The sequence below is a fragment of the Aeromonas sp. R6-2 genome (assembly GCF_040908155.1).
GTDB lineage: Bacteria > Pseudomonadota > Gammaproteobacteria > Enterobacterales > Aeromonadaceae > Aeromonas > Aeromonas schubertii.
In genome coordinates, this window is record NZ_JBFODE010000058.1 from 1 (window position 1) to 11850 (window position 11850).

Genomic DNA, 11850 nt, shown 5'->3' on the forward strand with positions numbered 1-11850 from the left:
GCAAGCCTGAAAGGGTACACGGCGAGTCAGCTCAGTTTTCACATGGCATCGGTCTATCTCGTCCATGAGTTGAGCTGTATGCCGTTCATGTCACCGGGGAATATCCCTAAGCGGGTGGCGGAGTTGGAGAAACAAGCGGGGCAGTTTGTGTTACCCGATAGGATGGAGCGAAGTTACCCCCGCTGCGTGAAGCCAAGACCGCAGAAGTACAGCGTAAAAAAATCCAATAAAAACAATGCCAGTCAGTCTTAACTGACTGGCATTAGCCTGGCAGGGTGTTTTTTTATCGGCTCATATGAGAAACAGACGCAAAGAGGGAAGCCAATGCTTCCCTCTTTTTCACTGCTCGGGCTGGTTGAGATCGAGCTCGGAGGCAGGCGCCTTGTTTTGGGCCTCCTGCGCCGCCTGCTGGGCCGCAAGGGCACGCTTGAGGGCTTTGCGCTTTTGCAACAGGATAAAACCGATCCCGCCCCCGAGCCCCATCAAGACGGCCAGACCGCCCAGCAGCCAGATCAGCCAACCGCTGCTCTCCTCGACCGGAGGCGCCTTGGGCTTGACCGCCGCGCTGATGACCGACTCGGGAGGGGGCGGCGGTGGATAGATGTTGAAACTCTTGGTTGGCAGGGTCAGTCGGAACTCACGCCCGGACAGGGTAGTACCAAACAGGCTCCCCTCGATATGATAGAGCCCGGGAGCGGCCGGTTTCGGGAGCATAACCTCCAAATTCTGGCTGCTGGCCGTACCGTTGAAGGGCAGAGGGTGGCCGGCCGGGTCAATCACTCGTCCGGCAACGGCAATGCTGGTCGGCTCCACTTCATCCTTGTCGATGAGGAAGGTCAACCTGGGCCCCTTGGTTTCGCTCGGCAGTTGCATCTCATAACGAAACGGCATGGGATAGATGAGGATCTCCTGATGGCGAGCCCGGGCAAACACCTCGTTGCCCGTGCTGATCACGGTACGATACTTGCCCGCCGGAGCATCGAACAGCACCTCGGCCGTCATCACCCCATCATGGGGACGCTCATCGAGCCCCTTGCCATCGTCCAGGTAGCTACCTATGACCAGATCCTGTACCGGCTCCCCCTTCATCTCGGCGGTCTGGAAGCTCTGCAGCCGTACCGTCATGCCGAGGGAGGAGAGGTAGTCCTTGTCACGGGTCTGCGCTCCATCGATAAGCAGTCGCCCGGTCACCTTGACGCTCTCCCCCTGATAGAGGCGAAGGGGCAAGGGCTCGGTCTGCAGCTGGATGTTGGTCAGCAGGCGGATCCGGTTTTCAGGATCGAGTTCGGCAATGGCCTGCCAGGGGCCCGGCATCGGATCGCGTACCGTGATGAGATCGGCCTCGGGGGTGACCAGCCAGCCGATCTGTTCCTTGGGATGACGGTTGCTGTAGAGCTTGCTGCCATCGGGTTGTACCAGCACCACCGGAGCCGACCCCTCCCGCTTTTTCAGGATAAAGGTCACCTCGCGTACCCCGTGGTCGATACGAAAGCGGTTCTCAAGGAGCGGCACATCGCTCGCACCATATACGGTTGCCGCACTGAGCTGACCACACAGGAGCAGCAGCGCAGCGCTCCAGCCTCTCACTGCCGCCACTGACAGCTCCCCCCCTTCTTTTGCACCAGATCCAGCCTCGCCTCATGGGTCGCCAGAACGTCTCCTTCGGCGCGGATCACCCGCAGAGGGGCCCGGTCTGCGGCGAGTCGGCGGATCCCGGTGTCCTGAGCCGCGCTGTCACTCTCGGCCGACTCGGTGGCCAGATTGAGCTTGGTCTGGCCGCCGGTCATCATCAGATAGACGTCGGCGAGGATCTCCGCATCGAGCAAGGCCCCGTGCAGAGTACGGTGGGAGTTGTCGATGCCGTAACGATCGCACAACACATCCAGGTTGTTACGCTTGCCGGGGAAGAGCTCCCGCGCCATCACCAGGGTATCGGTGACGGTGCAGATATCCGTGGTCTTGAGACCCAACCCCAACTTATCGAACTCGTAATCCATGAAGCCCACGTCGAAGGGGGCATTGTGGGCGATGAGTTCGGCGCCGCGGATATACTCGATAAAATCGTCAGCAATCTGATCGAAGCGAGGCTTGTCGCGCAGGAAGTCATCGGTGATCCCGTGCACCTGGATCGCTTCGGGATCGACCAGGCGATCGGGCTTGATATAGACGTGGAAGTGATTACCGGTGAGCTTGCGGTTGATCACCTCGACGCAGCCGATCTCGATGATACGGTGTCCAAGGTAGTGGGGGCCGCCCCCCATGTTCATACCGGTGGTTTCGGTATCGAGGATTATCTGGCGCTGGGCCTGGGGTATGTTCATCATGGGATCTGTGTCAAACTCGGGTTTTCTCCAAGTTTACCCCAACGCGCATGCTAAAACAGATTGATTTATATACGGATGGTTCCTGCCTCGGCAATCCGGGACCGGGTGGGTACGGCGCCGTCCTCATCTATGGCAAACATCGCAAGGAGCTGTCGGCCGGTTATCGCCTCACTACCAATAACCGCATGGAGCTGATGGCAGCCATCGCTGGGCTGCGCACCCTGAGTGAATCCTGTCAGGTTCGCCTGACCACCGACAGCCAATACGTGAAGCAGGGGATCACCCAGTGGATCACCGGCTGGAAACGCAAGGGATGGCTCACCGCCAACCGGGAACCGGTCAAGAATGTCGATCTGTGGCAGCAGCTGGATGCCGAGGTGGCTCGCCATCAGGTGGAGTGGCTCTGGGTTAAGGGGCACTCGGGACACCCGGAAAACGAACGTTGCGACGAGCTGGCCAGAGAGGCCGCCTCGGGCCCCTCACTGGCCGATGATACCGGCTACCGCCCCTGACCTTCTGCAACCCTGGCCATCCCCGGGGTGGTCAGGGTTCGGGGCAAATTCCAGCGTTTTTGCACCGGCTGGAGGGGAATGCGCCGCTTGCGGGCGGCGATGACATAGACGGAGGAGAAGGCGCGGCAATAGTCATGCCCCAGGCTCTCCCGCCACCAGCCGACCGAGCTCTTTCGCCCCATCCAGGAGTAACCGAAACGCTCCTCGAACATCACCTCGAACCCCAGCAGTTGCAGCCAGTCGGTCACCCGTCCCGGTGTAAACATACGCGCCGACCAGGGAAGCTGACGGCGAAACCAGGGGAGCATCTTCCCCACCCCCAACAGGCTCATCGGGTTGTAGCCGCTGAGGATGATCCAGCCATCCGGTGTTAACACCCGTTCAACCTCCCGCAGCACCTCATGGGGGTCCTGGCTAAAGTCGAGGGTATGTGCGAGCAGGCAGACATCGACGCTGCCACAGCGCACCGGCAGTTGCGTCGGCTCTCCCTGCATGGCGAGATCCCGCCCCAGCGGAGCGACTGCGGCCTGATGGCGAATCGTGGAGCAGCGACAGGAGAGCTCAGCACTGAGCGCACCAATCTTGAGAAGGTGGTAACCAAACAGATGGGGACACCAGAGATCGAGACGAGACTGCACCTCGCTGGCAATCCAGTCCCCCAGCGGCAATTCACACCAGCTGGATGGACTCACGATTTGTCGTTCGCTACGGGCCACCTGCATAATAGGGCTCGTTCCGGGTAGGGGAGACACTCCCTTTATATAAGATAGCCAGACCAAAGAGAAGCCATTGCATGTATCAAGTCATCACGGTTCCGGCCTTTTCAGATAACTATATCTGGTTGATTTGCAAAGATAATCATTGTCTTGTTGTCGATCCTGGCTGCGCCGGTCCCGTGCTCGAGCGGATCGCCGTGCTGGGACTGACCCTGGATGCCATCCTCATCACCCATCATCATCAGGATCACTGCGGTGGCGTCACCGAATTGCTTGAGCAGGCCCCCAACGCCAGACTCTATCTACCTCGCCATGAGACGACCCCGGGGCTCGACGGCATACGGGTAGACGAAGGGGATGAGATCCACTGGCACGGTTTGACGCTGCAGGTGATGCATCTGCCGGGACATACCCATGGCCATGTGGCCTACTACGGCGGTGGCATGCTGTTTTGCGGTGACACCCTCTTTAGCGCCGGATGTGGTCGCCTGTTTGAGGGGAGCCCAGAACAGCTCCATCACTCACTGCAACGTATCGGTGAGCTGCCCGGGCAGACTCGGCTCTATCCAGCCCATGAGTACACCCTGTCCAACCTGAGATTTGCCATCACGGTTGAGCCCGATAATCCGGCGATCGCCGCCGCCCTGCGGGAAGTCAGCAAGCTGCGCCAGCAGGGGGTACCCTCCCTGCCGACGACCCTGCAACGGGAGAAGGAGATCAACGTGTTTCTGCGATGCGAACACGACAGTGTAAAATTTTCTGCGGAAAAACACGTTTATTCACCGTTGGATACACCACAACTTGTCTTCAAAACCCTGCGACAATGGAAGGATGTTTTTTGAGCAAACCTTGATCCGGGGGGGATAGCCGCTTAGTATGTCGGCTGTTTTACCGATTGGATGACCTGAGAGTGATGAAGGTTCGAACGGCCTTGTTGGCAGCCTTGTTTCTAAGTGGCTGCCAAAACCTGAGTAATCAGGATGACCGGGCGCTAACGGCTATCGAGCCGATCAAGTCCCCCCAAGTCAGCAAGAAGACCCACAAACGCTATGCCTCCGGTGTGTGGCTCAACGACGATCAGCTCGAGTCTGTCGCAGGCAGTGACGATCTGTGGGTTCGTATCAGCGAAGATATGCAGCTGGAGGTACCGGATAACGACCGGGTCCGACGACAACGGACCTCCATTCTGCGCAATGAACGTCACATGGCGACCATTGCCAGTCGTGCTGAACCCTACCTCTACCTGATGGTGGAGGAGATCGAACGGCGCGGGCTGCCAATGGAGCTGGTCGTGATACCCATGATCGAGAGCACCTTTGATCCGACAGCACGCTCCCGCAGTAATGCGGTGGGGCTGTGGCAATTTGTCCCCCAGACCGGCCGTAACTTCGGTCTGGCTCACGATCGCTGGTATGACGGGCGCAAAGACGTGGTCGCCTCGACCCGTGCCGCCCTCGACTATCTGGAGTACCTCAACCGCTTCTTCGACGGGGACTGGCTCAACACCATGGCCGCCTACAACGCCGGGGAAGGACGGGTACGTAACGCCATCGTGCGTAACCAGAAGCGTGGGCAGTCAACCGATTACTGGTCTCTGGATCTGCCCCGGGAGACCGAGCAGTACGTGCCCAAGATCCTGGCCATGGCTGATGTCATCAGTAACTCGGAGCGCTACGGTCTCTCCCTGCCCAATCTGGCCAACGAGCCAAAACTGCGAGCCATCGATGTGGGCGGGCAAATCGATATCGCCACCGCCGCCAATCTGGTGGGCATGCGCCAGAGCCAGCTCAAGGAGCTCAATCCTGCACTGGTACGTGGCGTCACCTCGCCCCGAGGTCCCCATAGGATCATGGTACCGGTTGAATACGCCGATTCCCTCGAGCTGGCCCTGGCGGACCTGCCCCGAAACGAGCGTGTCAAAGGTCGCAGCTATCAGGTTGAGCGGGGAGATACCCTCTCCCTCATCGCCAGTCGCCATGGGGTCAGCGTCAGTGAGTTGAAGATGACCAACAATTTGCGCGGTAACAGCCTGCGTGCCGGCCAGACCCTGCACTTGCCGGCTGGGGCCGTCGATAGTGGTCGAACCCTGGCCAGTCGTGAGCCCGTCAGCAAGCGCGCTTCGGCGGTGACCCGATACACGGTCAAGGCCGGAGATACCCTGTGGGAGATCAGCCGCAAGCATGGCGTTCCCCAGAAGTCGCTGATGCAGTGGAATGGTCTGTCGGCCCGCTCCACCCTCAAACCGGGAGCCAAGCTTGTCATCAAGGGAAAATCCGGCAACGGCTCGGTGAGCTATCAGGTTCGCCGTGGGGACTCCCTCTCCTCCATTGCTGCCAAGTTTCAGGTTGCCGTGGTGGATGTGATGCGCTGGAACCAACTCAACAAGCGCAGCTACCTGCAACCCGGCCAGACACTGACCCTGTTTGTCGGTGATAACGGTTAAGGCAATCAATACTGAAAAGAGACCCGCCAGTTGGCGGGTCTCTTTTTTTATTCCTGCGGAGTCAGGCTCTGGGCCTTAAATCGCGCCACGATGGGATTGTGATCCGACGCCTCTGTGCCGGGGGCGCTCACCTCCACCAGATCGAGATCACGATAGTAGAGGTGATCGAGCGGGCGACCAAAGGCGGTGCTACGGGTGTCGGGAACCGGTCTGGCCTCTTTCAGGCTGAGCTCCCCGGCCAAGCCATCGAGCCAACGCTGACGCTTGTCGCTCCAGGTATTGAAGTCCCCCGCCAGAATGACGGGCCCCTGATGACGTCGGATCAATGCCGTCAGCTCGTTGAGCTGCTCCCGGTAACCGGCCATCCCCAGCTCGAAGTTGACCGCATGGAGGTTAACCACCAGCACCCCGTCCGGATCACCATCCAGAGGATAGAGGCTAACCAGTCCGGACTTGGGGATCCTGAAAAAGGGCTCGGGAGAACGAACGCCACAGACGAAAGCCTGGGGGGTTTTGGCCGCCGTCATCACCCCCAGAGAGCTCTGTCCCTGGGTGAAGGCCTGCACCTGCTGCCACTCGAAACCACCGTCTCGTAGCCAGCCGAGCAACTCGGGTGTCGTCTTGCTCTCCTGAAGCAGCACCAGATCCTGCTCCAGGGCGAAACGATCCATGCCGGCGAGCCACTCCTTGCGCTGGCTCTTGTAAAGATTCCAGACCGTCACCCCGAATTCACGGGGAAGCGGGCGATTGGCCAGGGCTACCAGTGGCGGAGCATCACAGCCAGTGCCGGGGACGACCCCTTCGGCCGTCACAAAATAGCCCTGCTGCGGTACCTCAAAGCAACCGACCAGGCCGATAGCCAACAGGGAGGAGCCCAGAATGCGATAACTTTTTTTCATTGAAGAACAACCACCTGTGTCAGCAATGCTACCCCTTAACCCAACTGAAAGGAAAAACAGCTAGGCTCATACTTCGTCTGATGCAACGCAGATCCACCTTGCCGGAGAGCGCCCATGACTCGACATAACCAGTATCGGATCACCTTCTTTGACCGCCATGGGATGAGCAATCAGATCGAGCTGAGCACCCCTTATCTCATCATGCGGGACTCCCAGTGCGATCTCTGTCTGTTCGATCTCGATCACTGTATCGGATCGGAGGAGACGATCGAGCACATGATACGGCAAAAGACCGGGGTTGATGAGGATATCTCCATCATCAGCGCCAGCCCTCTCTAGTCGTGACGCGGTACCGGGCGCGGCCGACCCTGATCGTCGATGGCCACATAGTTGAAGATCCCCTCGGTCACGCAGTAACGCTGCGCTTCATTCTCCCGCAGCACGGGTTTGACCCACACCTCTAGCTTGATGCGCATCGAGCTGCGGCCGATCCGCTCACAGCGACCATAACAGCAGACCACATCCCCCACCTTGATGGGATTGTGAAAGGTCATCCCCTCCACCGAAACGGTACAGATCCGTCCTTTCGCCAACTCCTTGGCCAGAATGCCGCCGCCTATGTCCATCTGGGACATGATCCAGCCGCCGAAGATATCGCCGTTGGGGTTGGTATCGGCCGGCATGGCCAGGGTTCTGAGTAGGAGTTCTCCGTCGGGCTGACGTACTGTATCGACCATGCTTACTGCTCTCATAGAATGGATGGGGGGCATGATAGTGATCCCCCCCGCCCTTGGCAAACCGCAATCTACCCCTGCTTGAGCCAGATCATGGGGTCTGGCCAACGATACTCGAACCCCAGCTCCTGACACAGGCGCACACCACTCAGTGGCAGATACTCCCCCTCCGGTGGCTCGAAGCGGGGTGGTGCCAAAGCAAGCGCCCGTGCGGCCTGCCCGTAAAATACCTCGCGGGTGGGGTGTCCGGGGGCGCTCACGACATACTCTTCTATCCCGCTCGACAACTCGAGCAGCAGCAAGATGGCGTTGACCACATCTTCCTGGTGGACCAGGTTGACGGCTCGCCCACCCCCACTCGACGCTCGCCCTGCCAGGAAACGGCCAGGATGACGCCCGGGACCATAGAGACCGGATGGACGCAGCACGGTGACCGAATCAATGCCACACTGGCGGGCCGCCTGCTCGGCCAGCAGCAGGCGCCGGGCACGCTCCCCCTGCCCGGCCGGAGTCTCCCCCTCTTGCTGCCCCTCGGCATAGACAGAGGTGGCACTGACCAAGAGCAGATGATGGCAGCCCGATGCGCGCGCGCGCGAGGCGATGTCGGCGATCGCCGCAGGGTAATCGGCCACCTTGCCGGGGGGGATCGCCACCACCACCTTCTCGCACTCGGGCAGTGGCCACTCATCACCGACCACAAAGGGATAGGCTTGCAAGCCGGCCTTGCCAAGCTCTATCGCCTTCTCTTGGGAAGTACAGGTGACCGCGACAGCCTCCCCCCGCGACCGCAACGCCCTGGCGAGGGGAAGCCCCAGCCAGCCGGCACCAATCACCGCATACCTCATCGTACCTCCGGACAAAAAAAAACGGCCATCCATGATGACCGTCGAAAGTAACGAAGGAAATAGCTGGATTGTCCAGATACTTCCCACAGCGGGAAAATCGGGAGCCAGGCTCCTAATTCGTGAGGCCTATGCTAGAGGTTAGCGGCTCAAAAAGCTTTGAAGCCGATCACGTTTGAAAAGGATTTCTGAAAGCGATTTCAAAAAAGTAAAAAAGAAGGGGCCCTGTCAGGCCCCTTCTCCCATCACGCGACCGACTCGCGCACGATGAGCTCGGGCTCAAACTTGCGTGGTAACGCGGGCATGGGGTCGCCTTCGAGCAGTGCCAACGCCAGCTCGGCGGCTCGCTCTCCCATGGCCTCGATGGGATATTTGACCGTCGTCAGCTTGGGGTAGGTGTAGCGGGCATAGGGGATGTCGTCGAAACCAACGACCGAGACCTGTTCCGGGATCCTGAATCCCCGCTCCAGCAGGCAGGAGATAGCCCCGGCCACCATGCCATCGTTGAATCCGAGTACGGCCGTAAAGTCCACTCCACGCTCCAGCAGCTCAGCCATGGCCACATAGCCACCCTGCTCATCGGCGAAGGCCTTGCCGATGAGCGACTCATCCACTGCAATCCCGGCCTTGGCCAGGGTCACGCGATACCCCTCCATCCGCTGACGCCCATCCACGAAGGTGTCATCATCAGAGGTGACGAAGGCGATACGGCTATGCCCCCTGTCGATGAGCAACTGACATGCCGTCTCGATCCCCGCCTGGTTATCGAACCAGACACAGCGATCCTCGGCCCCCGGTATGAGGCGATTGATAAAGATAACCGGGGTGTCCCCTTGCGCCAGCTCGGCCAGCTCCTCGTCCGGCAATGCCTTGCTGTGCAGGATCAAGGCGTCACACTGGCGCTGCAGCAGGGCCTGGATGGCATGGCGCTCACGCAGCTCCTCATGGTTGCCTGACATGACGATGGTGAACTTGTTGGCCTCGTCGACGATACGCTCTACCCCGCGCATCATCTGTGCGAAGAAGGGACCACCGCAGAGGTCACCCACCAGCAGGCCAATACAGTTTGAACGCTTGCTCACCAGCGCCTGGGCAAAGCTGTTGGGACGGAAATTGAGCTCCTTCATGGCAGCCATGACGGCTTCACGTTTTTCGGGCGCAACCTGGGCCGTATTGTTAATCACACGGGAGACCGTGGAAATAGACACATTGGCCAATCGGGAAACGTCTTTGATCGTTGCCACTCGCACATCCTTTGTTGGGGGATCTGTCACTGTTTCCGGCATTATACCCGCGCCGGTTGCGGTAAACCTTGGTGCTGATCAGCACCAAGGTTACTTATCGTAATAAACTCTTGCGTAGCCTTGGATATTAACCCCTTTGCCCGCCCCTTCCTATCTCTCCCTTCTGGCCGGGAAAAAGGGGGTCAATAGCGGCCGTGCAGCTCCGCATCGCTGAGCAGCTTCAGTGGCTGACGGCGCTTGTGCTCATAGATGAGGTTAAATGAGAGGATATTCTGCACATAGTTGCGAGTCTCCTTGAAGGGGATCCCCTCAACCCACACGTCCACCGGCTTGCCATCACTCTGGGCCCGCCAGCGAGCTACCCGTCCCGGCCCCGCATTGTACGCCGCCGCTGCAAAGATGCGGTTACCGTCATAGTTATCGAGCAGCCCCTTGAGATAGGCACTGCCCAGGCGCACGTTCACATCCGGATTGAAGAGCTGCTGTTCACTGCGGTAGGGAAAGCCAATCTTGCCTGCCGTGTGCCTGGCCGTAGCCGGCATCAGCTGCATCAGGCCGCGAGCCCCCACCGGAGATTGCGCCAACGGGTACATGGCACTCTCTTGCCGGGAGATGGCATAGAGCAGGGAGCTTGGCATGCCATGCTCACGAGCCACCCTGTCATAGGTCTGCCGCAGCGGCATGGGGAAACGCAGATCGAGGGCATCCCAGGCCTCGGCGCGAATGGTGCCCAGGATGGCCAGATCGTGCCACCCCTGTCCCTCGGCCAGGGCGGAGAGCACCAGCTTCTGCTCGCGCTCGCTGCGATCCACATTGTGCACCCACTCGGAGCGGGCAGCCGTCAGCTCATTCATCGCCTTAAGCTCACGGACCCTGGCCAGGAAAGGCCAGTGACGCACGGCCTGACTCCAGGTGGGCACCTTGGCCGGGTACTCATTTTTCAGGCGATAGGGGGCACCGGCGCGCTGCGCCGCGAGGAAACCGTAGTAACCTCGCATGGCAGCCACCTCGCGGTAGAGCGTCCTGGCCTGCCCCGCCTCTCCGCGTTTCTCCATGGATCGGGCCAGCCAGTAGCGCCAGCGCTCGCTCTGCTGCAGGGCAGGCGGCATCCCCTTGATCCAGCCAGCCAGACGCTGCCAATCTTGCTCCCAGACGGCGAGACGGGCCCGCAGCTCCAGCAGCTCCTCATCACTGGAGGAGCGCATCCAGCCATCGAGCCATGAGCGACGCTCCGTGGAGCGATCCAGCAGCAGTCGGCGAGCGGCGGCCCGCTCTACCGGCTGCATGGCCCCATTGGAAAACCGATAACGCCCCTGATAGACAGCCAGCAGATCCAGTGCCCGGGTCGGCGCCTCATTGGCATAACGGGCCAATCCCAACAACAGTACCTCACGACCCTTGGCCGTGTTCGGGTAGTTTGCCCCCTGCGTCACCCGGGAAGGACGATCCAGGGTCTCCTGCATCAGCTTGCCATAGGGTTGTTCGCTGCCAAGGGCGACCGACAGATGGCGAATAAGGGCGGGATTTCCGGCCTCGAATGCCAGCGTCATCCGTTTCCAGACCTTGGCCTGGGTGCGCAACCCACGCCCCTGCCAGAGGGCAAAGAGGCCGTCGCAGGCATCCGGACGTGACTCACCACTCATCCAGAGCGATTCTGCCGCCTTGAGGGCCTCATCCCGATGGCCGGTCTGGTATCTGGCCTCGTAATGGAGACAACGCAGCCCGGTGGACTCCGGCAGCTCGGGATAGAAGGTCAGGAAACGGGACCACTGCTGGCTTTGCGCCAGATATTGCAGATAGCTGCGCTCCAGACGGTTCGACTGGGGAGTGTCGGCGTGCTGGCGGATAAAACGGGTCACCTCGGCATAGTCGGCCTGACCGGGACGAAAGGCGAGCCGGTAGTAATCGAGATAAGGCAACAGGGGGTAGTGACTCAGGCGGGCTCTGATCTGGTAAAAGCGCCCCATGTCGTTGGCTCGCACGGCCTCATGGGCCTGGCGATAGAGGGTTTGCTCCGTGGTTTGTGCCAGCAGGGGCACACTCAGGGCACACAGGACAACACCGATAACGGCTCTCAACGGTATCTGCTCCATATGGTACGGCATCCCGCCGCCACCATGAAAAAGGGTCTTGGGA

12 protein-coding genes and 1 pseudogene are annotated in these 11850 nt (G+C 60.1%); 5 read left to right on the forward strand and 8 right to left on the reverse strand.

Annotated elements, in window-relative coordinates; genetic code table 11:
- A pseudogene (locus AB5Y48_RS15400) lies at positions 1–252 on the forward strand (IS4 family transposase); the annotation flags it as partial.
- Between the two features lie 87 nt (positions 253–339).
- Here the strand turns inward: AB5Y48_RS15400 and AB5Y48_RS15405 are convergent.
- Both AB5Y48_RS15405 and dnaQ read right to left on the reverse strand, forming a co-directional pair.
- Positions 340–1587 carry a TIGR03503 family protein gene (locus AB5Y48_RS15405; RefSeq protein ID WP_368165043.1) on the reverse strand — a complete coding sequence of 416 codons (1248 nt, stop codon included), beginning with the start codon at positions 1585–1587 and terminating at the stop codon, positions 340–342.
- On the reverse strand, positions 1584–2321 hold the full coding sequence (dnaQ, locus tag AB5Y48_RS15410; RefSeq protein ID WP_368165013.1) for a DNA polymerase III subunit epsilon: 738 nt from the start codon (positions 2319–2321) through the stop codon (positions 1584–1586). The genes AB5Y48_RS15405 and dnaQ overlap by 4 nt, the downstream gene beginning before the upstream one ends.
- Positions 2322–2371: 50 nt before the next feature.
- On the opposite strand from dnaQ, the gene rnhA reads away from it, so the two are divergent.
- Positions 2372–2836 (forward strand): ribonuclease HI, encoded by a 465-nt coding sequence (rnhA, locus tag AB5Y48_RS15415; RefSeq protein ID WP_050666137.1) that lies wholly within the window; start codon positions 2372–2374, stop codon positions 2834–2836.
- Here rnhA and AB5Y48_RS15420 read toward each other — a convergent pair.
- Entirely contained in the window at positions 2824–3558 is a 735-nt protein-coding gene (locus tag AB5Y48_RS15420) for a class I SAM-dependent methyltransferase (protein ID WP_368165015.1), read from the reverse strand. The genes rnhA and AB5Y48_RS15420 overlap by 13 nt on opposite strands.
- Positions 3559–3629: 71 nt before the next feature.
- Here AB5Y48_RS15420 and gloB point away from each other — a divergent pair, with 71 nt between their 5' ends.
- Together gloB and AB5Y48_RS15430 are read left to right on the forward strand one after the other, a co-directional pair.
- Positions 3630–4394 (forward strand): hydroxyacylglutathione hydrolase, encoded by a 765-nt coding sequence (gene gloB, locus AB5Y48_RS15425; RefSeq protein WP_050666135.1) that lies wholly within the window; start codon positions 3630–3632, stop codon positions 4392–4394.
- Between the two features lie 71 nt (positions 4395–4465).
- A complete protein-coding gene (locus AB5Y48_RS15430; protein WP_368165017.1) occupies positions 4466–5995 on the forward strand; it encodes a LysM peptidoglycan-binding domain-containing protein in 1530 nt (509 codons plus the stop codon).
- A gap of 47 nt (positions 5996–6042) precedes the next feature.
- Here the strand turns inward: AB5Y48_RS15430 and AB5Y48_RS15435 are convergent, their stop codons facing one another.
- The gene (locus AB5Y48_RS15435; protein ID WP_060586814.1) at positions 6043–6894 is read right to left on the reverse strand and encodes an endonuclease/exonuclease/phosphatase family protein; all 852 of its coding nucleotides are present in this window, start codon (positions 6892–6894) and stop codon (positions 6043–6045) included.
- A gap of 114 nt (positions 6895–7008) precedes the next feature.
- Here AB5Y48_RS15435 and AB5Y48_RS15440 point away from each other — a divergent pair, with 114 nt between their 5' ends.
- The gene (locus tag AB5Y48_RS15440) at positions 7009–7233 is read left to right on the forward strand and encodes a hypothetical protein (protein ID WP_368165019.1); all 225 of its coding nucleotides are present in this window, start codon (positions 7009–7011) and stop codon (positions 7231–7233) included.
- Here AB5Y48_RS15440 and yciA read toward each other — a convergent pair.
- The 4 genes from yciA to AB5Y48_RS15460 all read right to left on the reverse strand — a co-directional run bounded on the left by yciA (position 7230) and on the right by AB5Y48_RS15460 (position 11792).
- A complete protein-coding gene (gene yciA, locus AB5Y48_RS15445) occupies positions 7230–7631 on the reverse strand; it encodes an acyl-CoA thioester hydrolase YciA (RefSeq protein ID WP_193556660.1) in 402 nt (133 codons plus the stop codon). The two genes, AB5Y48_RS15440 and yciA, sit on opposite strands and share 4 nt — an antisense overlap.
- Positions 7632–7699: 68 nt before the next feature.
- Positions 7700–8473 carry an SDR family NAD(P)-dependent oxidoreductase gene (locus tag AB5Y48_RS15450; RefSeq protein WP_224163490.1) on the reverse strand — a complete coding sequence of 258 codons (774 nt, stop codon included), beginning with the start codon at positions 8471–8473 and terminating at the stop codon, positions 7700–7702.
- A 242-nt stretch (positions 8474–8715) separates the two neighbouring features.
- On the reverse strand, positions 8716–9714 hold the full coding sequence (locus AB5Y48_RS15455) for a LacI family DNA-binding transcriptional regulator (protein ID WP_050666130.1): 999 nt from the start codon (positions 9712–9714) through the stop codon (positions 8716–8718).
- Between the two features lie 182 nt (positions 9715–9896).
- Complete coding sequence (locus AB5Y48_RS15460) at positions 9897–11792, reverse strand: transglycosylase SLT domain-containing protein (protein WP_368165044.1); 1896 nt, start codon at positions 11790–11792, stop codon at positions 9897–9899.
- Positions 11793–11850 lie beyond the last annotated feature (58 nt).